At 72.6% G+C, this 24,916-nt stretch carries 30 protein-coding genes; 17 read left to right on the plus strand and 13 right to left on the minus strand.

The window, feature by feature from the left end:
- Positions 1 to 65: 65 nt before the first annotated feature.
- Positions 66 to 491, minus strand: a complete 426-nt coding sequence (locus tag O7635_RS18055; RefSeq protein ID WP_278081598.1) for a cupin domain-containing protein — start codon at positions 489 to 491, stop codon at positions 66 to 68.
- Positions 492 to 558: 67 nt separating this feature from the next.
- On the opposite strand from O7635_RS18055, the gene O7635_RS18060 reads away from it, so the two are divergent.
- The 4 genes from O7635_RS18060 to O7635_RS18075 all read left to right on the plus strand — a co-directional run bounded on the left by O7635_RS18060 (position 559) and on the right by O7635_RS18075 (position 3,042).
- The gene (locus tag O7635_RS18060; protein ID WP_278081599.1) at positions 559 to 1,203 is read left to right on the plus strand and encodes a PadR family transcriptional regulator; all 645 of its coding nucleotides are present in this window, start codon (positions 559 to 561) and stop codon (positions 1,201 to 1,203) included.
- Positions 1,200 to 1,868, plus strand: a complete 669-nt coding sequence (locus O7635_RS18065) for a class I SAM-dependent methyltransferase (RefSeq protein WP_278081600.1) — start codon at positions 1,200 to 1,202, stop codon at positions 1,866 to 1,868. The genes O7635_RS18060 and O7635_RS18065 overlap by 4 nt, the downstream gene beginning before the upstream one ends.
- A gap of 44 nt (positions 1,869 to 1,912) precedes the next feature.
- The gene (locus O7635_RS18070) at positions 1,913 to 2,485 is read left to right on the plus strand and encodes an HhH-GPD-type base excision DNA repair protein (RefSeq protein WP_278081601.1); all 573 of its coding nucleotides are present in this window, start codon (positions 1,913 to 1,915) and stop codon (positions 2,483 to 2,485) included.
- Positions 2,486 to 2,796: 311 nt separating this feature from the next.
- The gene (locus O7635_RS18075; protein ID WP_278081602.1) at positions 2,797 to 3,042 is read left to right on the plus strand and encodes a hypothetical protein; all 246 of its coding nucleotides are present in this window, start codon (positions 2,797 to 2,799) and stop codon (positions 3,040 to 3,042) included.
- A gap of 600 nt (positions 3,043 to 3,642) precedes the next feature.
- Here the strand turns inward: O7635_RS18075 and O7635_RS18080 are convergent.
- From O7635_RS18080 to O7635_RS18090, 3 genes are all read right to left on the minus strand, one after another.
- Positions 3,643 to 5,391 (minus strand): DEAD/DEAH box helicase, encoded by a 1,749-nt coding sequence (locus O7635_RS18080; protein WP_278081603.1) that lies wholly within the window; start codon positions 5,389 to 5,391, stop codon positions 3,643 to 3,645.
- A 112-nt stretch (positions 5,392 to 5,503) separates the two neighbouring features.
- Positions 5,504 to 6,112 carry a trimeric intracellular cation channel family protein gene (locus tag O7635_RS18085; RefSeq protein ID WP_278081604.1) on the minus strand — a complete coding sequence of 203 codons (609 nt, stop codon included), beginning with the start codon at positions 6,110 to 6,112 and terminating at the stop codon, positions 5,504 to 5,506.
- 14 nt (positions 6,113 to 6,126) lie between these two features.
- A complete protein-coding gene (locus O7635_RS18090) occupies positions 6,127 to 6,399 on the minus strand; it encodes a DUF3039 domain-containing protein (RefSeq protein ID WP_347405287.1) in 273 nt (90 codons plus the stop codon).
- Between the two features lie 58 nt (positions 6,400 to 6,457).
- Between O7635_RS18090 and O7635_RS18095 the strand changes: the two genes are divergently transcribed.
- On the plus strand, positions 6,458 to 7,357 hold the full coding sequence (locus O7635_RS18095; protein WP_278081605.1) for a pseudouridine-5'-phosphate glycosidase: 900 nt from the start codon (positions 6,458 to 6,460) through the stop codon (positions 7,355 to 7,357).
- Positions 7,354 to 8,235 (plus strand): PfkB family carbohydrate kinase, encoded by an 882-nt coding sequence (locus O7635_RS18100; protein ID WP_278081606.1) that lies wholly within the window; start codon positions 7,354 to 7,356, stop codon positions 8,233 to 8,235. The genes O7635_RS18095 and O7635_RS18100 overlap by 4 nt, the downstream gene beginning before the upstream one ends.
- On the opposite strand, the gene O7635_RS18105 is transcribed toward O7635_RS18100, so the two are convergent.
- From O7635_RS18105 to O7635_RS18115, 3 genes are read right to left on the minus strand one after another with little or no spacing between them, the layout of a single operon-like run.
- Positions 8,232 to 8,891, minus strand: coding sequence for an NAD(P)H-binding protein (locus O7635_RS18105; protein ID WP_278081607.1), 660 nt, complete (start codon positions 8,889 to 8,891; stop codon positions 8,232 to 8,234). The two genes, O7635_RS18100 and O7635_RS18105, sit on opposite strands and share 4 nt — an antisense overlap.
- 5 nt (positions 8,892 to 8,896) lie before the next feature.
- Positions 8,897 to 9,208 carry a hypothetical protein gene (locus O7635_RS18110; protein ID WP_278081610.1) on the minus strand — a complete coding sequence of 104 codons (312 nt, stop codon included), beginning with the start codon at positions 9,206 to 9,208 and terminating at the stop codon, positions 8,897 to 8,899.
- Between the two features lie 2 nt (positions 9,209 to 9,210).
- A complete protein-coding gene (locus O7635_RS18115) occupies positions 9,211 to 9,492 on the minus strand; it encodes a hypothetical protein (RefSeq protein ID WP_278081611.1) in 282 nt (93 codons plus the stop codon).
- 73 nt (positions 9,493 to 9,565) lie between these two features.
- Here O7635_RS18115 and O7635_RS18120 point away from each other — a divergent pair, with 73 nt between their 5' ends.
- On the plus strand, positions 9,566 to 9,940 hold the full coding sequence (locus O7635_RS18120; RefSeq protein ID WP_278081612.1) for a DUF3099 domain-containing protein: 375 nt from the start codon (positions 9,566 to 9,568) through the stop codon (positions 9,938 to 9,940).
- Positions 9,941 to 9,952: 12 nt separating this feature from the next.
- Here O7635_RS18120 and O7635_RS18125 read toward each other — a convergent pair whose 3' ends face one another.
- The gene (locus O7635_RS18125) at positions 9,953 to 11,542 is read right to left on the minus strand and encodes an RNA polymerase sigma factor (protein WP_278081613.1); all 1,590 of its coding nucleotides are present in this window, start codon (positions 11,540 to 11,542) and stop codon (positions 9,953 to 9,955) included.
- Positions 11,543 to 11,810: 268 nt separating this feature from the next.
- Between O7635_RS18125 and O7635_RS18130 the strand changes: the two genes are divergently transcribed.
- Positions 11,811 to 12,620: an inositol monophosphatase family protein gene (locus O7635_RS18130; RefSeq protein ID WP_278081614.1), complete on the plus strand. Its 810-nt coding sequence runs from the start codon at positions 11,811 to 11,813 to the stop codon at positions 12,618 to 12,620.
- Between the two features lie 4 nt (positions 12,621 to 12,624).
- Here O7635_RS18130 and O7635_RS18135 read toward each other — a convergent pair whose 3' ends face one another.
- Positions 12,625 to 13,140, minus strand: coding sequence for a LytR C-terminal domain-containing protein (locus tag O7635_RS18135; protein ID WP_278081615.1), 516 nt, complete (start codon positions 13,138 to 13,140; stop codon positions 12,625 to 12,627).
- A 401-nt stretch (positions 13,141 to 13,541) separates the two neighbouring features.
- Here O7635_RS18135 and O7635_RS18140 point away from each other — a divergent pair, with 401 nt between their 5' ends.
- Together O7635_RS18140 and O7635_RS18145 are read left to right on the plus strand one after the other, a co-directional pair.
- Entirely contained in the window at positions 13,542 to 13,838 is a 297-nt protein-coding gene (locus O7635_RS18140) for a DUF4193 domain-containing protein (protein WP_089248459.1), read from the plus strand.
- A gap of 119 nt (positions 13,839 to 13,957) precedes the next feature.
- Complete coding sequence (locus O7635_RS18145; protein WP_278081616.1) at positions 13,958 to 14,779, plus strand: hypothetical protein; 822 nt, start codon at positions 13,958 to 13,960, stop codon at positions 14,777 to 14,779.
- On the opposite strand, the gene O7635_RS18150 is transcribed toward O7635_RS18145, so the two are convergent.
- Complete coding sequence (locus O7635_RS18150) at positions 14,757 to 15,224, minus strand: DUF3093 domain-containing protein (protein WP_278081617.1); 468 nt, start codon at positions 15,222 to 15,224, stop codon at positions 14,757 to 14,759. The genes O7635_RS18145 and O7635_RS18150 overlap by 23 nt on opposite strands.
- Before the next feature lie 87 nt (positions 15,225 to 15,311).
- On the opposite strand from O7635_RS18150, the gene dut reads away from it, so the two are divergent.
- From dut to O7635_RS18170, 4 genes are all read left to right on the plus strand, one after another.
- The gene (dut, locus tag O7635_RS18155) at positions 15,312 to 15,794 is read left to right on the plus strand and encodes a dUTP diphosphatase (protein ID WP_278081618.1); all 483 of its coding nucleotides are present in this window, start codon (positions 15,312 to 15,314) and stop codon (positions 15,792 to 15,794) included.
- Positions 15,794 to 16,543: a DUF3710 domain-containing protein gene (locus tag O7635_RS18160; protein ID WP_278081619.1), complete on the plus strand. Its 750-nt coding sequence runs from the start codon at positions 15,794 to 15,796 to the stop codon at positions 16,541 to 16,543. The genes dut and O7635_RS18160 overlap by 1 nt, the downstream gene beginning before the upstream one ends.
- A 121-nt stretch (positions 16,544 to 16,664) precedes the next feature.
- Positions 16,665 to 17,045, plus strand: a complete 381-nt coding sequence (locus tag O7635_RS18165; RefSeq protein ID WP_278081620.1) for an OB-fold nucleic acid binding domain-containing protein — start codon at positions 16,665 to 16,667, stop codon at positions 17,043 to 17,045.
- Positions 17,042 to 17,722 carry a DUF3159 domain-containing protein gene (locus tag O7635_RS18170; RefSeq protein ID WP_278081621.1) on the plus strand — a complete coding sequence of 227 codons (681 nt, stop codon included), beginning with the start codon at positions 17,042 to 17,044 and terminating at the stop codon, positions 17,720 to 17,722. The genes O7635_RS18165 and O7635_RS18170 overlap by 4 nt, the downstream gene beginning before the upstream one ends.
- Here the strand turns inward: O7635_RS18170 and O7635_RS18175 are convergent.
- A complete protein-coding gene (locus O7635_RS18175; protein ID WP_278081622.1) occupies positions 17,685 to 18,998 on the minus strand; it encodes an MFS transporter in 1,314 nt (437 codons plus the stop codon). The genes O7635_RS18170 and O7635_RS18175 overlap by 38 nt on opposite strands.
- Before the next feature lie 97 nt (positions 18,999 to 19,095).
- On the opposite strand from O7635_RS18175, the gene O7635_RS18180 reads away from it, so the two are divergent.
- Positions 19,096 to 19,974: a LysR family transcriptional regulator gene (locus O7635_RS18180; RefSeq protein WP_278081623.1), complete on the plus strand. Its 879-nt coding sequence runs from the start codon at positions 19,096 to 19,098 to the stop codon at positions 19,972 to 19,974.
- Between the two features lie 160 nt (positions 19,975 to 20,134).
- Here the strand turns inward: O7635_RS18180 and O7635_RS18185 are convergent, their stop codons facing one another.
- Together O7635_RS18185 and O7635_RS18190 are read right to left on the minus strand one after the other, a co-directional pair.
- Positions 20,135 to 20,827 carry a TrkA family potassium uptake protein gene (locus tag O7635_RS18185; RefSeq protein WP_278085521.1) on the minus strand — a complete coding sequence of 231 codons (693 nt, stop codon included), beginning with the start codon at positions 20,825 to 20,827 and terminating at the stop codon, positions 20,135 to 20,137.
- A complete protein-coding gene (locus O7635_RS18190) occupies positions 20,824 to 21,498 on the minus strand; it encodes a TrkA family potassium uptake protein (protein ID WP_347405288.1) in 675 nt (224 codons plus the stop codon). Before O7635_RS18190 ends, O7635_RS18185 begins: the two co-directional genes overlap by 4 nt.
- A 108-nt stretch (positions 21,499 to 21,606) precedes the next feature.
- On the opposite strand from O7635_RS18190, the gene O7635_RS18195 reads away from it, so the two are divergent.
- Both O7635_RS18195 and O7635_RS18200 read left to right on the plus strand, forming a co-directional pair.
- Complete coding sequence (locus O7635_RS18195; protein WP_278081625.1) at positions 21,607 to 23,700, plus strand: APC family permease; 2,094 nt, start codon at positions 21,607 to 21,609, stop codon at positions 23,698 to 23,700.
- Entirely contained in the window at positions 23,697 to 24,905 is a 1,209-nt protein-coding gene (locus O7635_RS18200; RefSeq protein WP_278081626.1) for a TRAM domain-containing protein, read from the plus strand. The genes O7635_RS18195 and O7635_RS18200 overlap by 4 nt, the downstream gene beginning before the upstream one ends.
- Positions 24,906 to 24,916: the final 11 nt, after the last annotated feature.

Below are 24,916 nucleotides of genomic sequence, written 5' to 3' on the forward strand. Positions count from 1 at the left end.
GCCGGGTGGATCCACGACGATCGCATAGACCGGCGATGATCAAAACCGCCGTTCGGTCGAGCGGATCACACCATCCTGAAATCGGCGAAGTCGAATCCGGGCGCCACGACGCAGCTGACCAGCACGGGCTCGTCCCGCAGCGGCGCCGCGGCCTGCCACACACCACCGGGTACGCGCAGCTGCGGGCGCTCGCCACCCGCCACGTCCGGCCCGAGCACACTGGACCCGACCGCTCCGGGCGAGTCGCCGGCGCCGCCGAGGCGCAGCGTGAGCGGACCGCCGGCGTGCCACAGCCACAGCTCGTCCGAGCGGACCACGTGCCAGGCCGACTCCTCGCCGGGGAACAGGGCGAAGTAGATGCCGGTGGCGGCCGCGCGCGGGCCCGCGTACCCGGGCGGGGTGAAGGTGTGCGCGGACCGCCAGGTCTCCGCGAACCAGCCGCCCTCCGGATGCGGCTGCAGGCCGAGCTCCGTGATCCAGGGATGCGTCATGCCGGCGACGCTATCTTCCGTCTTGCTTACTCGCGTGCGTATACTCGCATGCGAGTAAAGGAGAGCCATGGCGCGGAAGATGACCAACCTGCTCGGCCTCGCCATCCTGGCGACGCTCGTCGAGCGACCCATGCATCCCTACGAGATGGCGTCGCTCATGCGGGCCCGCGGCAAAGAGCACGACATGGAGATCAAGTGGGGGTCGCTCTACCGGGTCGTGGAGAGCCTGGCCCGGCACGGCTTCGTCGAGGCGTTGCCGGCCGAGCGGCAGGGCGGGCGGCCGGAGCGCACGGCGTACCGGCTCACCGAGGCGGGCCGGGCCGAGCTCGTCGACTGGACGCGCGAGCTGGTCGCCGTGCCGGACCGCCGGCCGGGCCCGTTCGTCGCCGCGCTCTCCGTGCTCGGCGTGCTGGCCCCCGACGACGTGGTCGACCAGCTCGGCGCCCGCGAACACCGACTCGCGGCGGACCTGGCCGAGGCCGAGCGGGCGATGGCCGGCTACGCCGCCGCGGTGCCGCGGCTGTTCCTCGTCGAGGGGGAGTACGAGCTGGCCATGCGCCGGGCCGAGCTGGCCTGGGTGCGGGCGTTCCGGGCCGAGCTCGTCGAGGGGAAGCTGCCCGGCCTGGACGAATGGCGGACCTATCACGAGACCGGCGAGCTGCCGCCCGCGGTGGCGGCGCTCGCGGCGTTGGGCGAGGAGGAGACGCGGTGACGGACATCAAGCGGCGCAAGCTGATCGGCGAGATGGAAGGGCCCATGGCCCGGTGGTACGCGAAGCAGCGCGGCTCCGACGCGCAGCTGGTGCTGTGGCGGCAGCAGGCGGCCGAGCTGGCCGAGGACCTCCCGTCCGGTGCCGCCGTGCTGGAGGTGGCGCCCGGCCCCGGCTACCTGAGCATCGAGCTGGCCCGGCTCGGGTTCGCCGTGACCGGCCTCGACATCAGCCGGACCTTCGTCCAGCTGGCCACCGACCGGGCGCGGGCCGAGGGCGTCCAGGTCGAGTTCCGGCACGGCGACGTCGCCGACCTGCCGTTCGCCGACGACAGCTTCGACCTGGTGGTCTGCCAGGCGGCGTTCAAGAACTTCGCCAGCCCGGTGACCGCGCTGGACCAGATCCACCGGGTGCTGCGACCGGGCGGCGTAGCGGTGGTGCTCGACATGAACCGCGGCGCGACCGACGACGACATCCGGGCCGACGTGGCCGGCATGCGGCTCAACCGGGTCAACAGCGCCTTCACCCGGATGGCGCTGGGCGGCCTGCGCCGGCGTGCCTACACGGCCGCCGACTTCGCCCGGGTCGCCGCCGACAGCGCGTTCGGCGACAGCGCCGCGCACGCCGACGGCATGACCCTGGAGGTACGGCTGACGAAGGCCGCCTGACCGCGGGTCACCGTCCGGGGCGACCGTCGGCCAAGATGGTGCGCATGACGTTCTCGCTGCCCATCGCCCCGGAGGCCAACGCGCTGCTCGACCGGAGCCCGCTGGCGCTGCTGATCGGCATGACCCTCGACCAGCAGGACAAGCTGGAGAAGGCGTTCTCGTCGCCGTACGTCCTGGCGCAGCGGCTCGGGCACGAGCCGACGGCCCGGGAGATCGCCGACTTCGACACCGAGGAGCTGATCCGGCTCTTCGCGACGCCGCCGGCTCTGCACCGGTTCCCGAAGGCGATGGCGACCCGCACGCAGGAGGTCTGCCGCCAGCTCGTCGAGCGTTACGACGGCGACACCGCGCGGCTGTGGACCGAGGCGAGCGACGGCGCGGACCTGTTCAAGCGGGTCGCCGCCCTGCCTGGGTTCGGCAAGCAGAAGTCGCAGATCTTCGTCGCCCTGCTCGGCAAGCGCTACGGGGTGCGGCCGGCGGGCTGGCGGGAGGCGGCTGGCGCCTACGGGGCCGAAGGGTCGCACATGTCGGTGGCCGATATCGTCGACGAGGCTAGCCTTGGCAAGGTGCGCGACTACAAGAAGTCGGTGAAGGCGGCGGCGAAGTCTGTCGGGTAAACGCCGGATCCCTCGTTTGGGCGTGTCTGGCCCGTGCCACACAGGCGCGTTCAGGATACCGTGGCAAGGGCCCGTGACCCAGCGCTGAGTCATCTTTTCGACACGTAGCGTCAATAGATCCACGTCAGAGGCGGGTTGTCCGAGCGAGATCATTGACGCGGCCCCCTTGGGTGCCGGCACACTGTGACCAACCAAGGTGTGACCTGGGTCCCCCGGGGGCATCTAGGGAAGGCCGCAGCACCACCGGGTGTTGCACGATAGGTGAGCAAAGACCGAAGAAGGATGTTCATCGGTGACGAAGGAGGAAGGCGATGACCCCCACTCTCACGCCGCCGCCTGAGACGGTGGTTCCCCCAGCAACCGATGAACGGTGCGATCGGTGCAACGCGGCCGGCAAGCTCCGCATCACGATGGCTGGCGGAGGCGAGCTCGTGTTCTGCGGCCACCACGCCAACAAGTACGCGGATGACCTCGTCAAGATCACCGTTCAGTTCGCAGCGGACCCGGACTTCGAATGGCGCGGCGCCGACCTGATGGCGTCGAACTCGTCGAACTGATCCGACCGATACTCAAACCGGGCCGGACCCCTCAAGAGGGGCTCCGGCCCGGTTTCTTCCGCCAAGAGCGCGGGCCGGACCCCTCAAGAGGGGCTCCGGCCCGGTTTCTTCCGCCAAGAGCGCGGGCCGGACCCCTCAAGAGAGGTCCCGGCCTGGTTTCTTCCGCCAAGAGCGTTGGCTGGAACCCCTCGAGAGGGGTCCCGGCCGGTTTCTTTTCCGCTAAGGGCACTGGCTGGCTGGAGACCCGCGCGAAGGGCTCGGGCCGGTTCCTGCCGGGCCGAAGGCACGGGCTGGCCCGGATTCCGCACGAAGGGCTCTTGCCGGTTTCTTCCGGCCAAAGGCACGGGCTGGTCCGGATTCCGCACGAAGGGCTCTTGCCGGTTTCCGGCCAAAGGCACGGGCTGGCCCGGATTCCGCACGAAGGGCTCTTGCCGGTTTCTTCCGGCCAAAGGCACGGGCTGGCCCGGATTCCGCACGAAGGGCTCTTGCCGGTTTCTTCCGGCCAAAGGCACGGGCAGGCCCGGATTCCGCACGAAGGGCTCCGGCCGAGGGCGCCGGCTGGCCGGAACCCGACACAGGTTCCGGCCGGTTCGTTTCGGCTCAGAGGGTCTGCACGGTGGCGATCCGCTCCTCGAGCTGCTCGATCGTCGCCTGGGCGCTGGGCGGGCCCCCGCAGATTCGCCTCAGCTCCGCGTGGATCTTGCCGTGGGGCAGTCCGGTCCGGTGGTGGTGCGCGGCGACCAGAGCGTTGAGCTGACGGCGCAGGACGACCCTTCGCTCGCCCGCCGAGACCGGCCCCGGCGGCGCCGCGGTCATGCCGGCCACGCGGGCCCCACCGGCCCCGTCCGCCATCGCGGTCGTCGTCGACCGGCGGCGTTGGGCCGCCAGTTGGTCAGCCTGGCGCTTGTTGAGCAGCGTGGCCACCTGGTCGGCGGTGAGCAGGCCGGGCAGGCCCAGGTATTCCTCCTCCTCGGGCGTGCCGGCCAGCGCGCCGGTGCCGAACGAGGCGCCGTCGAAGATCACCTGGTCGAGCTCGGCGGTGGCGGAGAGCATCTCGTGCCGCTTGGTCAGCTCACCGCTGGCGTCCTCCGCCTTCTGTGCCCGCTCCAGCAGCTCGTCGTCGAGGCCGTCCTCGCTCTTGGGCGCGCCCAGCACGTGGTTGCGCTCGGCCTCCATCTCGCTAGCCAGCCCGAGCAGGTGCGGCACGCTCGGCAGGAAGACGCTGGCCGTCTCACCGGGCCGCCGGGCGCGGACGAACCGGCCGATCGCCTGCGCGAAGTAGAGCGGGGTCGAGGCGCTGGTCGCATAGACGCCGACGGCCAGCCGCGGGATGTCGACGCCCTCGGAGACCATCCGGACGGCAACCATCCACCGCTGGTCGGAGGCCGCGAACTCAGCGATCCGGGCCGAGGCGCCGACGTCGTCCGAGAGCACCACGACGGCCTTCTCGCCGGTGACGCGTTCGAGCACCTTGGCGTACGACCGGGCGTTCTGCTGGTCGGAGGCGATCACCAGGCCGCCGGCGTCGGGCATCCCACCGGCCCGCTTGATCTGCAGCCGCGCGTCGGCGGCCCGCAGCACCTGTGCCATCCAGTCGCCGGTCGGGTCGAGCGCCGTGCGCCAGGCCTGGGCGACCAGGTCCTGTGTCATCGGCTCGCCGAGCCGGGCGGCCAGCTCGTCGCCGGCGCTGGTGCGCCAGCGGGTCTCCCCGGAGTACGCGAGGAAGATGACCGGCCGGACGACCCCGTCGCGCAGCGCGTCGGCGTAGCCGTAGACGGAGTCGGCCCTGGACCGCTGCAGGCCGTCGTCGCCGCGCTCGTAGGCCACGAACGGGATCGGGTTGTCGTCGGACCGGAACGGCGTGCCGGTCAGCATCAGCCGCCGGGTCGCGTTCTCGAACGCGGCCTTGACGCCGTCGCCCCAGGACCGTGAGTCGCCGGCGTGGTGGATCTCGTCGAGGATGACGAACGTGCGCCGCGTCATCGTGCGCCGCCGGTGCACCTGCGGCGCGATGCCGACCTGGGCGTAGGTGACGACCGCGCCGTGGAAGTCGGCCGACGAGTGCAGGTCGGCGTTGCGGAAGGCGGCGTCGAGCTGGATGCCGACCCGGGCCGCGGACTGCGCCCACTGGGTCTTGAGGTGCTCGGTCGGCGCGACCACGGTGACCGCGTCGACCGTGCCGGCGTCGAGCAGCTCGGCGGCGATCCGCAGCGCGAACGTGGTCTTGCCGGCGCCCGGCGTCGCGACCGCCATGAAGTCGTCGGACCGCCGGCGCAGGTAGTCGACCATCGCCTTGCGCTGCCACGACCGCAGCGCCGGGAACGACTCCAGCGAAGGCTTGGCGACCACGCGGCGTTCCCCCCTACGTCACGAAAAACGCCCTCGCGGTGAGGCGAAGGCGGGTCTCAGCATAACCACGCCGGGAGCTTGATCCCCAGCAGACACAAGGGTGACGAACGGCTCAGGTCGGTGGCGTGTTGTTCCAGTGCCGGCGCAGCGCGACCAGGCGGATCGCGAAGACCAGCACGCCCGCGCCGACCATCGGCCAGCCGGTCAGGTCGGCCCGGTGCAGGGCCGTCACCATGACCGCGCCGGCCAGCGCGGCGACGGCGTAGATCTCGCGGCGCAGGACGATCGGGATCTCGCTGAGCAACAGGTCCCGGGCGACGCCGCCGCCGATCGCGGTGATCATGCCGAGCAGGCAGGCGCCGACCGGCGGCACCCCCGCGCGCAGGGCGACGAGGGTGCCGGTGACGGTGAACAGGGCCAGGCCGGCCGCGTCGAGCACGACGACGACGCGGCGGAGGCGGGCCAGCTGGGGGTGGAAGAAGAACACGGCGACCGCTGTGAGAGCGGCCACAAGGGCGTAGCGCCAGTCGTCGAAAGCCAGCGGCGGGCTCTGGTCGACGGCCAGGTCACGGACGATGCCGCCGCCCAACGCCGCCACGAAGCCGACAAAGCAGACACCGAACAGGTCCAGTCGCTTGACCACTGCGGCGGATGCGCCGGAAGCGGCGAACACAGCGACGCCGAGCAGGTCGGCGAAGAGGAGTGCGGCGGTGGCTGACACCGCCGAACTCTAGATCACCCTTCGGGCTTCGGGTCCTGGTCGTAGAAGCGGTTGTCGTCTTCGAAGATCTCTTTGCACTCGGGGCAGACCGGGAAACGGCTGGGGTCACGTGAGGGGACCCAGACCTTGCCGCACAGCGCCTTGACCGGGGTGCCGAGGACCATGGCCTCGGTGATCTTGTCGCGGTCGGCGTAGTGCGAGAACCGCTCGTGGTCGCCCTGCTCGAACGGCGTCTCGACGGGACGCTCGAGAATCGTGCCGCTGGTTTCGGGGCTAGGACTGGTCACCAATCAAGTCTGCCAGGTAGGTGCGGTCGCCGCACCTGGCCACCCGTACGGTGACAACGTGAACGACTTGGTATTGGCGCCGGAAGTGGCGGAAGCGCTCGGCGTCGGCAACCCCGTGGTCGCGCTGGAGAGCACGATCATCGCGCACGGGCTGCCCCGCCCGGACAACCTCACGGTCGCCCGCGAGATCGAGGCGACGGTGCGGGCCGCCGGCGCGGTGCCGGCGACCATCGCGGTGCTCGAGGGGCGCGTGCACGTCGGCCTGGACGACGCCCAGCTGAGCCACCTGGCCGAGGCCGACCACGTCGCCAAGCTGTCGGCCCGCGACCTCGCCGTGGCCGCCGCGAAGCGGGTCGACGGCGCCACCACGGTCGCCGCCACGAGCGCGATCGCGGCCGCCTCGGGCATCCGGGTGTTCGCCACCGGCGGGCTCGGCGGCGTCCACCGCGACGCGCCCTACGACGAGTCGGCGGACCTGGTCACGCTGGCCCGCACGCCGATCGCGGTGGTCTGCGCCGGGGTCAAGTCGATCCTGGACGTCGGCGCGACGCTCGAACGGCTCGAGACGCTGGGCGTCGCCGTCGCCGGCTACCGGACGCTGCGTTTCCCGGGCTTTTACCTCACCGACAGCGGCTTCCCGGTGGACTGGTCGCTGGACTCGCCCGAGGAGGCCGCCCGGGCGATCACGGCGCGGGCCGCGCAGGGCGTGCACCACGGTGCGCTCGTGGTGGCCAACCCGCTGCCGGCGGACCAGCAGCTCGACCCCGCCCTGCACGACCGCACGCTGGCCGAGGGGATGGCCGCGCTGGAGGAGCAGGGGGTGACCGGGAAGGCGGTCACGCCGTTCCTGCTGGGCTGGTTCCACGAGCACACCGCCGGGGCCAGCCTCGACGTCAACGTCCGGATCATCCTGCGCAACGCCGACCTGGCCGCCCGGATCGCCGCCGCTGCCGCATGAACGGCCGCGTGGCCGTGCTCGGAGATCTGGTGACCGACGTGGTCGCGGTGCTGGCCGAGCCGCCGGCGCCGGACACCGACACCGCCGCGGCGATCCGCTTCACCGGCGGCGGCCAGGCGGCCAACACGGCGGCCTGGCTCGCCTGGCACGGCGTCCCGGTCACGCTGCTGGCCGCGGTCGGCGACGACGCGGCCGGCGCCGCCCGGCTGGCCGAGCTGGCCGCCGCGGGCGTCGACTGTCCGCTGCCGCCGCGCCCGGGAGCGCCGACGGGCACCGTGATCGTGCTGGCCGAGGGCGGCCGGCGGACCATGGTCACCGACCGCGGCGCCAGCCTGCTGCTCGACCCGGACGAGGTCGCCGCCGCGCTGGCCGTCGGCGGCGCCGGGCACCTGCACCTGTCGGGGTACGCCCTGCTCGACGAGCGGTCGCGGCCGGCCGGCCTGCGGGCGCTGGCGGTGGCCCGGCGGTTGGGGCTGACGGTGAGCGTCGACGCGGCGTCGGCCGCCCCGCTGCGGCAGGTGGGCGGCGCCGCATTCCGGTCCTGGGTACGCGGCGTCGACCTGCTGCTGGCCAACGAGGACGAGGCGGCGGTGCTGGCCGCCGACCGGCGGGACCGGCCCCGCGCACTCGCGGCCGAGCTCGGCGCGGCGGTGGTGGTCAAGCTGGGCGCGGCCGGCGCGATCTGGGCCGGCCCGGGCGGCGACGCGGAGGCGGTGCCCGCCGTCAGCACGGCCGTCGTGGACCCGACCGGCGCCGGCGACGCGTTCGCCGCGGGCCTGCTGGCCACGTGGCTCGCCGGCGGCGACGCGCGGGCCTGCCTGGCCGCAGCCGTCGCCGCGGGCGCGCGGGCCGTGGTCACGGTCGGCGCCCGCCCCTAGGAGCGGGCGAGCGCCGCGATGTCGGGGTTGTCGAGGACGTGTTTGGGCGGGCCGGTGCGGGCGACCGCGAGCATCGCCCGGCCGACCTCCTCGGTCGTCACCACCTGGCGCGGCGCGATGCGGCGGAACAGCGGGATCAGCCAGCCGAGCGCGGCCATCCCGACGCGGTAGACCCGGTTGCGCGGCTGGATGCCGTGCAGCGGCTGGATGAAGCCCGGCCGGAACATGTAGCCCTTGGGGAACCGCTCCAGCAGCTCACGCTCGGTGCGCCCCTTGACCTGGGCCCAGCGCTGCCGGGAGGTCTCGGAAGTGCCCGCGCCCGAGACGTAGACGAACGTCGGGTCGGGGGAGCGGGCCGCGAGGGCGTCGGCGACGCCGAGGGTCAGATCGTGCGTGATCCGCTCGTAGGTCTCGGCGCTCATCCCGACCGACGACACCCCGAGGCAGAAGAAGCAGGCGTCGATGCCGGCCAGCGCGTCGCCGGCGCCGTCGAGGTCGAACAGGTCGGTGACGACGACCGAGTGCAGCTTGGGATGCTCGGCCCGCAGCGGCGAGCGGCCCAGCGACACCACTTCGGACACGTCGGGCGCGAGCAGGCATTCGCGCAGCACGCCCTGGCCGACCATCCCGGTCGCGCCGGTGAGCAGGACCCGCATGGCGCTCAGGCCGCGTTGTTGCGGGGCAGGGTGGCCAGCGCCCGGCGCAGGTCGGCGAGCGACACCGTCGCCGAGTCGTCGAGGTCGGCCAGCCCGGCCTCGATCCACTGGCGCATCAGCGTGGTGACGCCGATCCCGCGGGCGTCGGCCGCGGCCCGGACCCGCTCGTAGGTGGGCAACGGCAGGCGCACCGACCGGCTGACCATCGGCTGCTCGCTGTCGGGCGCCGGGAGGTCACCGGGGGTGCCGTTGCTGATCAGGTCGGCGAAGTCGTCGCCGCCTTCGTGGAACCGCTTGATGGCCTGGTCTCTGTCCACGGTCAACGCCTCCAACGGGTCACGTCCTCGTAGCGCTTGGCCTCGCTGTCGGTCATGTCGCGCGCCGAAAGGATGTCGTAGTCGTGGTCGTCGTGGACCGTCTCGGCGAGCAGGACCACGAGCCGCCGGCCGCGCCGGCTGGCGGCGTAGACCACGGTGAGCTCGTCGAGGCGCCGGATGACCCGCTGCGTGCCGTGCAGGGCCTCCCAGACCTCGCCGGGCGTCACCTCGTAGACCGCGAGGTTGCTCAACGCGTCGTCGGTGAAGCTGTACCGGCGGCCCACGCTCTCAACGTACCACGGACGTAACACGGACCGCGCCGTCGTCGCGGCACGCTTCTGGTGACAGGATGGAAGAGTGAAGCGCCCGGCCGCTCGACCAGTAGTCATCACCGACGCCGCGCGCAGCCAGGACGACCAGCTGCGCAGCCGGACGCATCGCTACGTCTTCATGATGCTGACGCGAGCCGTCTGCGTGATCGTCTTCGCGGTGCTCGTCGGCACCCGGCCGCCGCTGCTCTGGCTCTGGCTGCTGCTCGTCGGCGCGGCCGCGGTGGTGCTGCCCTGGCTGGCCGTCATCCTGGCCAACGACCGGCCGCCCAAGGAGAAGTACCGGCATTTCTCCAAAGGCAGCTCGAGCCATAAGGAGAAGCCGGCGCAGCCGAGCCTGCCGACCCAGCCGGCGAGGGACGACGATTCCGCGCCGCACAAAACAATCGACGCGGAACCGTAACCTTCGAGCCGCTCAGTCCAGGTAGTCGCGCAGGACCTGCGAGCGCGACGGGTGGCGCAGCTTGGACATCGTCTTCGACTCGATCTGGCGGATCCGCTCGCGGGTCACGCCGTAGACCTGGCCGATCTCGTCGAGCGTGCGCGGCTGGCCGTCGGTGAGGCCGAACCGCAACCGGACCACGCCGGCCTCGCGCTCGGAGAGCGTCTGCAGCACCTGCTGGAGCTGGTCCTGCAGCAACGAGAACGAGACCGCGTCGACGGCCACGACCGCCTCGGAGTCTTCGATGAAGTCGCCGAGCTGGCTGTCGCCCTCGTCGCCGATGGTCTGGTCGAGCGAGATCGGCTCCCGTGCGTACTGCTGGATCTCGAGGACCTTCTCCGGCGTGATGTCCATTTCCTTGGCGAGCTCTTCGGGGGTGGGCTCGCGGCCGAGGTCCTGGAGCAGCTCACGCTGTATGCGGCCGAGCTTGTTGATGACCTCGACCATGTGCACCGGGATGCGGATGGTGCGCGCCTGGTCGGCCATGGCGCGGGTGATCGCCTGCCGGATCCACCACGTCGCGTAGGTCGAGAACTTGTAGCCCTTGGTGTAGTCGAACTTCTCGACGGCGCGGATCAGACCCAGGTTGCCCTCCTGGATCAGGTCGAGGAAGGCCATGCCGCGGCCCGTGTAGCGCTTGGCCAGCGAGACCACGAGCCGGAGGTTGGCCTCCAGCAGGTGGTTCTTGGCGCGCTCGCCGTCGCGGGAGATCCAGCCCAGGTCGCGGGTCAGCTGCGTGGGCAGCTTCTCCTCGCCCTCGTCGGCGGCCCGCAACCGCTCGGAGGCGTAGAGGCCGGCCTCGATCCGCTTGGCCAGCTCGACCTCCTGCTCGGCGTTGAGCAGCGGAACCTTGCCGATCTGCTTGAGGTAGGCCCGGACGGAGTCGGCGGAGGCGGTCAGCTCCGCGTCGCGGCGGGCCTGCTTGAGCGCCTCGGACTCCTCGTCGTCCCACTCGAAGTCGTTGTCGGTCGCGGCCGAGGCGGCGTCGGTGGCGGCCGCCTGGGCCAGCTCGGCCGGCTCCTCCACGACGACGTCCTCGATCTCGGCGGCGAGCTCCTCGGGATCGATCTCTTCGCCCTCGGCGGGGGCCTCACCGGGCTCGGCGGGCGTCCCGTCGGCGTTCTTGGCCGCCGGCGCCTTGGTCGCCTTGGCCGCTGCCTTGGCCCGGGTGGCCTTGGCCGGCGCCGCCTTGGCCGCACTCGCGGCCGGCGCCGCGCCGTTGGCCGCCGGTGCGTCGTCGGTGGCGGCCGGTGGCGCCTGCTTGGGCGGCGCGGTCTTCTTGGCCGCCGTGGTCTTCGCGGTGGTGGCCCGGGAGGCGGGCGTCGCCGAACGGGCCGCGGCGACCTTGCGCTTCGTGCTCGCGGAGCCGTCGACCACGACGGTGATGCCGGCGTCGACGATGGCGCGCAGGATCTTCTTGGCCTGGGCCGGGGTCACCTCGGCCGACTCGACCGTGCGCTGGACCTCCGCCGACGTGATGTGACCGCCTCCGCGCTGGGCGTGGGCGATCAAAATCTCGGTGATCGAGCGGACGTCTGCGCCGGTTTGGCGTGGCTCTGTCACGAATGACCTTCCGGAGGCGATCGAGCGGGCACAGCCGGTCGGAACCAGCGATGCGGTGGGCCAGGTTTCAAAGGTAGTGGGCCCCCGAGCCACGAACCGGCCTGCGCGGGAAGTTCGTGACAGGTGGGCAGGCGTGAATTGTAACGCCGTCGCTGGCGAAACATCGCGCGGCGCACGACCGTAGAGCGGCCTGGCCGCTGAAGGCGGCTGCCGGAGGAGAGCGAGCGATGGACTTTGTCAGAATCGTAACCGGAACGAAGGGGGCCCCATGACCGACACGACGCCCGCTCCGGCGGAGCTTTTGGCGATCGCGGTGACCGTCGCGCGGGAGGCGGCCGACACCGCGCGGGCCATGCGCGCGGACGGCGTCTCCGGCGTCGCCACGAAGTCGACCGACACCGACGTGGTCACCGCCGCCGACCGGGCCGTCGAGCGCCAGGTGATCGCCGCGCTGGGCGCGCTGCGGCCCGGCGACACGGTTCTCGGTGAGGAATACGGGGGCTCCGACGGCCCCGGCGCGGTCCGCTGGGTGGTCGACCCCATCGACGGGACGGTCAACTACCTTTACGGCCTGCCGCAGTACGCGGTGTCGCTGGCCGCCGAGGTGGATGGGGTGGTCGTGGCGGGCGTGGTCCGCAACGCGGCCACCGGCGACGAGTGGACGGCCACGCTGGGCGGCGGCGCGTTCCGCGGCCGGCGGCGGCTGGGCGGCTCCGCGCAGACCGAGCTCGGGCAGGCGCTGGTGGCCACCGGCTTCGGCTACGACGCGAAGCGCCGGGCGCACCAGGCCGAGGTGCTGACCCGGTTGATCACCCGGGTCCGCGACATCCGCCGGTTCGGCGCCGCGGCGATCGACCTGTGCCTGGCGGCCGAGGGCAGCGTCGACGCGTACTTCGAGAAGGGGCTCAACCCGTGGGACCACGCGGCCGGCGGGCTGATCGCCGCCGAGGCCGGGTTGCTGGTGGGTGGGCTGACCGGTCAGCCGGCCGGCCCGGACATGCTGGTGGCGGCGCCGCCGGCGATCTTCGGCCCGCTGAGCGGGCTGCTCGCCGAGTTCGACGCCGCCGGCGGTCCGTGAGCCGTTACGGGGCGGGGCAGGCCTGCGGCGGCAGCTTCGGCTCGCCGGCCGCGGCCAGCTCCACAAGCGACTGGTTGACCTCGGTGGTGGTGGCCAGCTGCTTGAACTGGTCGCCGATCACCACGTCGACCACGTCGTCCTTGCGGGCCGGGTCGTATTCCGGCTTGGCCTCGTCGAGGAAGTAGGCCCGGATCACGTGGGCGCCGGCGACCGCCTTGGGCCCGAAGCGCAGCAGGGCCACCCCGTCGACGGCCGTCTTGGAGTTGCCCTTCTTGACGACCTGGAACTTGCGGTTGGCGAAGTCGCTGCCGACCGACTCGGCGAGATTGACCTTGTCGGTCGCGTTGAAGACATTGATCTTGATGTCTTCGGCCTTCTTCAGTGTCAGATCCACGACCGGCCAGCCCTCGGGGCACTGGGCCGCCAGGGTGCGCCCCTTCTGCGAGTCGTCGACCAGCGCGTAGACCACAAAGGCCACAGCCAGCACCGCGAGCACGCTCACGACGACGAGCGCTCGCACTCGCGCAAAGGTCATAATCTCGCTCCCGTGCAGGTGACGGCGGTGGTGCTCGGTTGGCATGCCTGGTGGCGTGGCCTCGGTCACCCGGTCTGCGACCGAGGTTAACGGTTGTCCGCCCGACGCGCGGAAACACCCATGACATCCCCGGCGCGCCGAACGTGATCCACGGCCGCAGACACCTATCTTCGTGTCGCCTGAGTCACATCGGGAACAACTTCGGGCCAAAGAGCGTCTTAGTGGGCCACGAGGGCGGTATACATGCCTCCCGCAGGGGCAGGTAAGGTACCGCGCTCGCGGGCGCCCGTCGTGCCCCGCCCGAAGTTTCGCGGCCGACCGGGAACCGAAACACCGTCGCTTGGCGTTACACCTAGGCGACTTATCGATACGGGAGAGTGAGACCGATGGCCACCGACTACGACGCCCCGCGTCGCGACGAGGTCGACCTCGGCGAGGACAGCCTGGAAGAGCTCAAGGCCCGGCGCACGGACGCACAGTCGGGCGCCGTTGACGTCGACGAGGCCGAAGTGGCCGAGAGCTTCGAGCTGCCGGGCGCCGACCTCGCCGACGAAGAGCTCACGGTCAAGGTGCTGCCGATGCAGCAGGACGAGTTCCGCTGCGCGCGCTGTTTCCTTGTCCACCACCGCAGCCAGCTCGCCTTCGAGCGCAACGGCGATCTGATCTGCCGCGAGTGCGCGTAACCGCCGATTGACCACCATGGCGGCGACCCGGGGGTGGGTCGCCGCCGACGACTTCGACCTGCGGGCGTGGCCCGGACCTGCTTGACTCGTGACAGGGCACACGAGCTGAAGGGGTACGGATGAGCCACGCCGACCGGTCCACGGGCGAACCAGACTCCGCGGCCCCGCCGGTGTCTCCGCCCGAGACCCCGTCCACGAGCGACGCCGAGCTCGGTGACACCGTCGCCAAGCTCACCGCCGACGACCTCGAACCCGGCGCCCGCAAGCGCCTCCTGGGCCGGCTGGTCGGCCAGGTCCGCGCCCGGGGCGTGGGTGACCTCTTCAAGCCCCGCGCCGCCGTCAAATGGGTCGCCGACGCCGTCGGTGACGTCGCGCCGTACCTGCCGGTCCGCGACCTCGAGACGCTCCGCCGGCACCATCCCGGGCTCGACGACGACAAGCTCGCCGAGCGGCTCGTCCGCAACGCCAGCCGCGCCACCGCCAGCGTGGGCGCGGCCGGGGGCGGCGTCGCGGCGATCGAATGGGCCGCCACGCCCACCCTGCTCTCCGCCCCGGTGCTGCTGGCCGCCGAGACGGTCACCGTCGTGTCGATCGAGATCAAGCTGATCGGCGAGCTGCACGAGGTCTACGGCCAGTCGGTGCCGGGCAACGGCGTCGAGCGGGCGATCCCGCTCGTGATGGCCTGGTCCCAGCAGCGCGGGGTCAACCCGATGGTGCCCGGCGTCGGCATCGGCGCGGTGCTCGGCACCGCCGCCCGCAAGGAGATGCGTGACCGGCTGCTGCGCCGGCTCGGCCGCAACCTGACCACGCTGGGCCCGTTCCTGACCGGCGCCGCGGTCGCCAGCTATCTCAACGGGCGCGCCACCAAGGCGCTGGGCGAGCAGGTGATCGCCGACCTGAAGAAGCGCAAGCGCAAGATCATTGAGGGTGAGCAGCGCTGACCCGTGCGCTGATGACCCCGGCCAGCCGCACCGGGTCGCGCGAGCTGACCACCCAATATGGCGTCGGGTCGGCCGGATCGTCGATGACCACCTGCACGGCGCCCGAGATCCACGGCCGCTGCACCACGAACGCGAGCTCGTGGCTGCCGACGCCGAGCAGCTCGCGCTTGCCGGCGGCGTCCAGCGGCACCGCGTCGGTGACGAACGACAGCGGGATGTGCGCGTCGTCGACGACCAGCTCGCCGCCGGTCACCGCCACCCGGATCCGGCCGGCCCGCCAGAGCCCCAGCAGGGTCAGCGGGATCAGCACCACGAACGGGAGCCACGCGCGTACGCCGCCGGCGCCCATCCACACCTCGAGCGCGAGCAACGCCGCGACCGCCACCCCGCACGGCCACAGCCACCAGGGGAGCCGTAACCGCTCGGCGTAGTCATCGGTAGCCACGATGTCCGAGGGTACGGCGCGACGTACGCTCGGCACCCGGCAGGATAGGAACGACCGCCTCGGCGGACCCGACAGAAAGCTGACACCGTGACCGACGCCGCCGTCCGGGTGGCAGTGCGCCAGCTCGACCCGGACCTCCCGCTCCCGTCGTACGCCCATCCCGGTGACGCGGGCGCCGACCTGTCGGCGGCCGCCGACGTGGAGATCCCACCCGGTGGCCGGGCGCTGGTGCCGACCGGCGTCGCGATCGCCCTGCCGGAGGGCTTCGTCGGCCTGGTGCACCCGCGCTCGGGGCTGGCCAGCCGGATGGGCGTGACGGTGCTCAACGCGCCGGGCACGGTGGACGCCGGCTACCGCGGCGAGATCCTCGTCAACCTCGTCAACCACGACCCCGCGACGCCCGCGAAGATCTCGCGCGGTGACCGCATCGCCCAGCTTGTCGTGCAACGCGTCGAGCGGGCAGACTTCCACGTCGTCGAGACGCTGCCGGGATCCGCACGCGGATCGGGCGGCCACGGTTCGACCGGCGGCGTGGCGGCATCTTCGACCCTGGAAGGGCAGGCGCACTGATGTTCTCGCGAGGCGGATCCGGGCGGCACGCGCGCGGCGAGGGCGGCGGCCGCAACAGCCGGTCCGACCGGCCGGCCCGGGGCAGCGCGTCGGTGCCCCAGCCGTCGTCGGCGGCGCCGTCCTACGGCCCCTACGACATCTCCGAGGCACCGTCCGGTGTGGAGCGACTCGACCTCGGCAGCCTGCAGATCCCGGCCGTGCCCGACGTCGAGATCCGGGTGCAGGCCAACCCCGACGGCGCCGTGCAGCAGGTCGTGCTGGTCAACGGCGACAACGCGCTGCAGGTCGGCGTCTTCGCCGCGCCGCGCAGCGAGGGCATCTGGGACGAGGTGCGCGACGAGATCCGCAAGTCGCTGTTCAGCGAGGGCGTCGCCGCCGAGGAGTCCCAGGGTGAGTACGGCCCGGAGCTGCGGGCCCGCGTGCGCACCGCCGACGGGCTGACCGACCTGCGCTTCCTCGGCATCGACGGCCCACGGTGGATGGTCCGGGGCGTGTTCCAGGGCCCGGCCGCGACCGACCCGTCGCGGGCCGGTGTGCTGGTCGAGTGCCTGCGCGGCCTGGTCGTCGACCGGGGCCACGAGGCCAAGCCGGTGCGCGAGCCGCTGCCGCTGCGGCTGCCCAAGGAGGCCAGCGAGCAGGTGCACGAGCAGCAGGCCGCGCCCGAGCCGGCGCCATCGCCCGCGCCGCCGGCCAACGGGGCGGGACCCGGGTCGGGTCCGCGCCGCCGCCCGTCGCCCCGACCGCGCTGAGCGATCGATCGACGTCGCCGCGTAGCCCGCTCGCCGCGGGGAGGTGGGTGACGGCCGTCACGCGTACGCTGAAAGGGGCGTGCGCCCGGCCGGGGCGTCGAGGAGAGTGAAGCCGAAGGTCATGGCCATCGACCAGAGCCGCACCTCGCTGCGGCGGTTCCTGCAGCGGCTGACGGCTGACGAGGAGACGCTGGAGGCCGAGAGCCTCCAGCGGGAGAGCGCGAAGTCCGGCTGCATGCCGGCCGGGCTCTGCATGCGGGGCCAGGTCGTGGCGCTCACCGGGCGCCTCAAGACCGTCGTCTACACCCCGCGCACCAACCTCCCCACGCTCGAGGCCGACCTCTACGACGGCAGTGACGTGGTGACGCTGGTGTGGCTGGGCCGGCGGCACATCGCCGGGATCGAGCCCGGGCGACAACTGACCGCGCGTGGTCGCGTCGCGGTGCGGGATGACCGTAAAGTCATCTACAACCCGTACTACGAGCTGGAAGCCACCAGATGACGTCTTCGCCGCGCGCCGCCGACGAGTCCACCCGCGACCCCGACGGCGAGGAGCCGCTGCCGCCCTTCGGCGAGATGGTGGCCCAGCAACTCGGCGGCTGGCGGGGGCTGGTCGAGTCCAGCGTGCCCGTCATCGTGTTCGTGGTCGTCAACATCCTCTGGGAGCTCAACCCCGCGCTGATCGCCTCGGTCGGCGTCGCGGTGGTGATCGGCGCGATCCGGCTTGCCCAGAAGCGGCCCATCCGGCACGCCGTCAACGGCCTGTTCGGCATCGCCCTGGGCGCCGTGATCGCCTGGCGCACCGGCGAGGCCCGCGACTTCTACCTGCCCGGCATCATCCAGAGCTACGTCTTCGCCGCGGCGCTGCTTATCTCGGCGGCGGTGCGACAGCCGCTGGTCGGCTGGGGCTGGTCCGTGATCATGGCCGGCGGGAAGTCCGACTGGCGCGAGGACCGCCGGCTGATGCGCACGTTCATCTGGCTGACCGTGGTGTGGGCCGTGGTCTGGATCCTCAAGGTGAGCGCGCAGGCCTGGCTCTGGTACGACAAGCAGGACGACCTGCTCGGCGTCGCGCGGCTGGTGCTGGGCACGCCGCCCTACATCCTGCTGGCGCTGTTCACCGTGGCCGTGGTGCGCCGGGTCACCCGCGAACGCCCGCCCGCGGTCGAGAGCGCCTGAACACCAGCCACGCCCCCGCGCAGACCGCGGCCGAACAGGCCAGGGCCACATCGGTGTCCGCCGCCGCGCCCATCACCGCCACGCCGAGCGTGGCACCGACCTGCCGCACCGCGTTGAGCAACCCGCCCACCGCACCGGCCGTGCCCGGCGGCGCCGCCTGGACCACTGCCGTGACCAGCGCGGGCAGAACCAGCGAGACACCGGTGCCAGTGAGCAGGAGGCCGGGTGCGAGCCACGGGTAGCCGCCGGCGGCGAAGACCGTAGCCGCCAATGCGACGCCACCCGCGCTCAAGGTGGCGAGACCGGCCAGGATCGGCCTCCGCGGGCCGACCCGGGCCACGAGCCGGCCGGTGAATGGTGGGTTGGCGACGAACGGAACCGTCAGCGGGAGCAACGCCAGGCCACTGGCCAGCGGACCCAGGCCCCATTCGCGCTGGAGGAGCAACGGCAGCACGAACAGGCCGCCGGTGAGCGCGAAGGTGACCGCCGCCGCCGCGAGCAGGCCGGAACGTACGCCGGGGGAGCGCAGCAGGGTGCGGTCCAGCACCGGCGTGCCGCTCCGCCGGTCGAGCGCGCCGAACAGCGGAGCGGCGACGGCCAGGCCGGCGACCGACAACGCGGTGTGCGGCCACGCGCCGACACCGGCGGCGATCACGCCATCCGTGAGCAACGCCAGCACGGCCGCGGCGGTCAGCTGGGCCGGCCAGTCGATGGGGCGGTGGACCGGTGGCGCTGCTGTGACGCGTCGGGTCAGCGCCAGCACCGCGAGCCCGATCGGCACGTTGGCGAGGAAGACCGCACGCCAACCGGCGCTCGCGACCAGGGCGCCACCGACCACCGGGCCCACCGCGACCGCGGCGCCGCTGATCGCGGCCCAGGCCGCGATCGCCCGGGCCCGGGCGGCGGGCGCCGGATGGTGATGGGCGATCAGGGCGAGTGAGGCCGGGACACAAGCCGCCGCGGCGGCGCCTGCCAGCACCCGCAACGCGATGAGCGTCCCCAGGTGCGGCGCCAGCGCGCTCAGCAGGCTGGCCGCGGTGAACCCGGCGATGCCGGCCCGGAACAGCCGTCCGGCACCATGCCGGTCGGCGGCGGCGCCGGCCGCCAGCAACAGCGCGGCGAACGCCAGGGTGTAGGCGGTGGTGATCCATTGCAGGCCCGCCCGGCCGGCGCCGAGGGAGGCGGCCAGGTCGGGTTCGGCCACCGCCAGCACCGTCAGGTCCAGCAGCACCATGAAGTAGCCGAGCGAGATGCCGGTCAGGGTAAGTGGGAGCACGGGAGCAACGGTGCGATCGGCGGCCACGTCGGCTCCACCGCGCGAGCCGCAGGCGGCGTTCGGAATTTCCGCATGCGCGGCGCGCTTGATCCACCGTGTGGAGCTCGCCCAACTGAGGACGTTCGAGGCCGTGCTGCGACACCGGACGGTGACGGACGCGGCGGTCGCGCTCGGCCTCGCGCCGTCGTCGGTGTCGCAGCAGATCAGGACGCTGGAGGCCGGCCTGGGCGTGAGCCTGTTCGAGCGGGGCCCGAAAGGCATGAGGCCCACGGCGGCCGGCGACCGTCTGCGCGGTTGGGCGCGCTCGCTTCTCGACCAGGCCGAGCAGGCCCGGCTCGCCGTCCGGGGCGAGCGCCAGCGGCTGCGCGTCGGCGCCCTGGAGACGCTGGCCGGCACGCACCTGCCCGGGGTGGTCGCCCGGCTCGCCGCCCGCCGCCCCGACCTGGCCATCGAGCCGCACACCGACCGCAACCGGTCCGGACTCCTCGCGGATCTCGTGGCGCTGCGCCTCGACGCCGCCCTCCTGCTGGACGCCGGCGCACGCCTCGGCGGGCTCGGCTTCTCGGCGCCGGCGGAACCGCTCACCTACGTCGACCTCGGACCGGTGCCGCTGGTGCTCGTCGCGGCGCCTGGGCACCCCCTCGCTGGCCGGCCCTTGACTCCAGACGAGCTGACCGGCGAGCGGTTGCTGGTCAACGTGCCGGAGTGCTCGTTCTGGATGGCGGCGGACCAGGCGCTCGGCCCGGTGCCCGAGCGGGCCCGGGTCGGTGGGGTTCCGGTGATGCGGGCCTGGGCCGAGCAGGGGCTGGGCATCACGCTGCTGCCGGCCTTCGCGGTCGGCGACAGCCTGGCCGCGGGGCGTCTGGTCCGGCTCGACCTGCCCGTCCCCGACCTGAGCCTCCGGCTGGTCTGGCGGGCCGACCGCGAGCGGCTCCCGGGCCTCCGCGACGTGCTCTACGCCGCGGCGGCGGGTTAGGGCCTGTCCTGCCGATCAACGCGGCCTGCGACGGGCCCAGCCGCCGCCTGGCGGCGTCCCAGAATCACCCGGATACAACACCGGTATCCGGGCAATTCTGGGCCACCACCAGACGACACCTGGACTCCGTCTCGGCTCACGTTGATCGGCAGGACAGGCCCTAGCTGACGGCGCGGCGGCCCGCGGCCTCCGGGCCGAGGATGACCGCGCGGACGGCGTCCTCGACCTCGGCCGTGCAGACGAAGATGAGCTCGTCGCCGGCCTCCAGCGGGTCGTCCGGTGTGGGCACCAGCACCCGGCGGCCGCGCAGGATGGCCACCAGCGCCGAGTCGCGGGGGAGCGGGACGTTGCGCACCGGCAGGCCGACGTAGGGCGCGGTCGGCGGCAGGGTGATCTCGACCAGGTTGGCCTCGCCCTGCCGGAAGGTCATCAGGCGGACCAGGTCGCCGACCGTGACCGCTTCCTCGACCAGGGCGGCCATCAGCCGCGGCTTGCTGACGGCGACGTCGACGCCCCACTGCTCGGTGAACAGCCACTCGTTCTCGGCCCGGTTGACCCGGGCGACCACCCGCGGCACCGCGAACTCGGTCTTGGTCAGCAGCGAGACGACCAGGTTGACCTTGTCGTCGCCGGTCGCGGCGACCACCACGTCGCAGCCCGCGACGTTGGCCTCCTCGAGGCTGGCCAGCTCGCAGGCGTCGGCCAGGATCCACTCGGCGGCCGGCACCCGCTCGGGGCGCAGCATCTTGGGGTTGCGCTCGATGAGCATCACCTCGTGGCCGTTGCCGACCAGCTCCGCGGCGATGGAGCGGCCCACGTTGCCCGCTCCGGCGATGGCGACCCGCACGGTCAGTGCCCCCCTTCCGGCGCGGCGCCGGCGACCTCGGTCACCGACGTGGCGATGTCGTCGGTGACCAGCATGAACAGCTGGTCACCCTCCTGGATCACGGTCGACGCCGTGGGCAGGGTCCCGATGCCGAACCGCATCAGGTAGCCCGTCCGGGCGCCGATCGCGTCCTCCAGCGCCCGCAGCTGGCGGCCGATCCAGTCCTTGTGCACCGGCACCTCGATGATCGAGACGGTGCTGGTCGGGTCACGGAAGATCTCGACGTGCCCCTCGGGGACCAGGTGCCGGATCATCCGGTCGGCGGTCCAGCGGACCGTGGCCACGGTCGGGATGCCCAGGCGCTCGTAGACCTCGGCGCGCTTCTGGTCGTAGATGCGGGCCGCGACGCGCGTCACACCGAACGTCTCGCGGGCCAGCCGGGCCGAGATGATGTTGGAGTTGTCGCCGCTGGAGACGGCGGCGAACGCGTCGGCCCGCTCGATGCCGGCCTCCCGCAGGACGTCGCGGTCGAAACCGACGCCGGCCACCGTGACGCCACCGAACTCGGGGCCCAGCCGGCGGAAGGCGTCGGGGTTCTGGTCGATCACGGCGACCGAGTGGCCGCGGTCCTCCAGGGTGTGCGCGAGCGTCGAGCCGACGCGACCACAGCCCATGATCACGACGTGCACCGGTGACACCCCTTCCACGGCGGTTTTGCGGCCGATTGACCGTACCCCCTGATGGCGGATCTCCGGACCTCGGCACCGCTCGGCAACGCTGATCAGCCCGCCGTACCCTTACCCGTTGTGGTTAGACCCACCTCGGTGATGAAGCGCCTGCTCCTCGGTCGGCCGTTCCGGTCCGACCGGCTGCAGCACACCCTGCTGCCCAAGCGGATCGCGCTGCCGGTGTTCGCCTCGGACGCCCTGTCCAGCGTCGCCTACGCGCCCGACGAGATCCTGCTGACGCTCTCCATCGCCGGCGCCTCCGCCTACGTGTTCTCGCCGTGGGTGGCCCTGGCCGTGGTCGTGGTCATGCTCACCGTGGTCGCCAGCTACCGGCAGAACGTGCACGCCTATCCCTCCGGCGGCGGCGACTACGAGGTCGCCACCGTCAACCTCGGCCCGAAGTTCGGCATCGGCGTGGCCAGCGCGCTGCTGGTCGACTACGTGTTGACGGTGGCCGTCTCGGTCTCGTCGGGCGTGGCCAACCTCGGCTCCGTCGTGCCCTGGGTGGCCGAGCACAAGATCGGCGTGGCGATCGGCGCCGTGGTCGTGCTGACCGCGATCAACCTGCGCGGCCTGCGGGAGTCGGGCACGGCGTTCGCGATCCCGACGTACGGCTTCCTGATCGTGATCATCGGCATGCTGCTGACCGGCTTCTTCCGCATCTTCGTGCTCGGTGAGGACCTCCGGGCCCCCAGCGCCGGCCTGACCATCGCCGCCGAGCACGACGTGACCGGGTTCGCCATGGTCTTCCTGTTACTCCGGACGTTCTCGTCCGGCGCCGCGGCCCTGACCGGCGTCGAGGCGATCTCCAACGGCGTGCCCGCGTTCAAACCGCCGAAGAGCCGCAACGCCGCGACCACCCTGCTGCTGCTGGGCACCGTGGCGGTCACGATGCTGGTCGGCATCGTCTATCTCTCGCGGCTGACCCACCTCCAGTTCATGGAGGACCCGACCCGGCAGATCGTCGGGGGAGCCGGCGACTACGTGCAGAAGACGGTCACCACCCAGCTCGGCGAGACGGTGTTCGGCGCCGACTCGATCCTGCTGTACGTGGTGGCCGGCGCGACGGCGCTGATCCTGTTCCTGGCGGCCAACACGGCGTTCAACGGCTTCCCGGTGCTCGGCTCGATCCTGGCCCAGGACCGCTACCTGCCCCGCCAGCTGCACACCCGGGGCGACCGGCTGGCCTTCTCCAACGGCATCATCTTCCTGGCCGTCTGTGCCGGCGTGCTGATCTTCGCGTTCCAGGCGGAGGTCACGCGGCTGATCCAGCTCTACATCGTGGGCGTGTTCGTCTCGTTCACGCTGTCCCAGGCCGGCATGATCCGGCACTGGAACCGGCTGCTGCCCCGCGAGCGCGATCCCGAGGCCCGCCGGCGCATGCTGCGGGCCCGGGCGATCAACACCTTCGGCGCGTTCCTCACCGGCACGGTCCTGGTCATCGTGCTGATCACCAAGTTCCTGCTGGGCGCCTGGATCGCGATCGCGGCGATGCTGGTGATCTACGTCGTGATGCTGGCCATCCGCCGGCACTACGACCGGGTCTCCCGCGAGCTCGCGCCGGACGAGGGCCGGCCGATCCTGCCCGCCCGCAACCACGCCGTGGTGCTCGTCTCCAAGGTGCACATGCCGACGCTGCGCGCGGTCGCGTACGCCCAGGCGACCCGGCCCGACACCCTGACCGCGGTGACGGTCAACGTCGACGAGAAGGACACGCGGGTCGTCCAGGCGGAGTGGGAGCGGCGCCAGGTGCCCGTCCCGCTGACCGTCGTCGACTCGCCCTACCGGGAGATCACCCGGCCGATCATCGACTTCGTCAAGCGGGTCCGCACCGACTCGCCGCGCGACGTGGTCACCGTCTTCATCCCCGAGTACGTGGTCGGCCACTGGTGGGAGAACTTCCTGCACAACCAGAGCGCCCTGCGGCTCAAGGGCCGGCTGCTGTTCGAGCCCGGCGTGATGGTGACCAGCGTGCCGTGGCAGCTCGCGTCGAGCCAGAGCCGCGACCTCGACCGCCTGGACGCGACCCTGATCCGCGGCCCGGCCCGCGGCCCGCGCAACCGGGGCGGCCACAAGATCGACTCGTCGGGCCTGCCGCGCGCCGACGGGGACGCGGCGGCCGGCGGCGCCGACGACGGGACGCCCGCGTCGAGCCAGGCGGACCGGTCGTGAACCCCGGCGACCGCGAGCCGATCGGCGAGGCGGAGCGGATCACGCTGACCGTGGGCGCGCCGGCGCACGGCGGGCACTGCGTGGCACGGCTCGACGGCCAGGTCGTGTTCGTGCGGCACGCGCTGCCCGGCGAGCGGGTCGTCGCCGTGGTCACCGAGGTGCACAGCGGCTACCTGCGGGCCGACGCGGTGGAGATCCTCGAGCCGTCGCCGGATCGGGTCGCGCCGCCCTGCCCGTACGCCGGGCCCGGGCTGTGTGGCGGTTGCGACCTGCAGCACGCGACCGCCGACGCGCAGCGGGCCTGGAAGACCGCGGTCCTGCGCGAGCAGCTCACCCGCCTGGGCAAGCTGGGCGACGACGAGGTCGACGCGCTCGGTGCCGCGGTCGACGGGTTGCCCGGCGAGCTGACCGGCTGGCGCACCCGGGTCCGCTACGCGGTCGACGCGGCGGGTCGCGCCGGCCTGCTCAAGCACCGTTCGCACGAGGTCGTGCCGATCGACCGCTGCCTGATCGCCCACCCGGCCATCCAGGCGCTGCCCGTGCTGGACCGGCAGTGGCCGACCGCCGACGCGGTGGAGACGGTGGCGACCTCGGGCGGCGACGTCGCGGTGCTGGAGCGGCCCGGTGGCGAGGTGCGCACGGTGCGTGAGGACGCGCTCGGTCGCACGTGGACGATCGGCGCGGAGACGTTCTGGCAGGTGCACGCCGCCGCGGCGGCGACGCTGGTCGGCGCGGTGCTCGACCTCGTCGGACCGCGGGCCGGCGAACGGGCCTGGGATCTCTACGGCGGCGCCGGGCTGTTCGCGGCCGCGCTGGCCGAGCGGGTCGGCCCGGACGGCCGGGTGACGCTGGTGGAGTCGGCGCCGGACGGGGTGGCCGCGGCCCGGGCCAACCTCGCCGACCTGCCGTGGGTCGAGGTCGTGGCGGCGAAGGTGGAGACCGCGCTGGCCCGCCGCCGGGTCGCCGGCCCGGTCGACGTGGTGGTGCTCGACCCGCCGCGCACCGGCGCGGGCGCGCGGGTGGTCGACGCGCTGGCCGGTTCGGGGGCGCGGGCGGTCGGCTACGTCGCGTGCGACCCGGCCGCGTTCGCCCGCGACGTCCGCACGTTCCGCGAGCGCGGTTGGCGGCTCGCGGAACTGCGCGGCTACGACTGTTTCCCGATGACGCACCATCTCGAGTGTGTCGGATTGCTCGTCCCGAATTAGTTTTCGGAATC

Source organism: Asanoa sp. WMMD1127 (assembly GCF_029626225.1).
Taxonomy (GTDB): domain Bacteria; phylum Actinomycetota; class Actinomycetes; order Mycobacteriales; family Micromonosporaceae; genus Asanoa.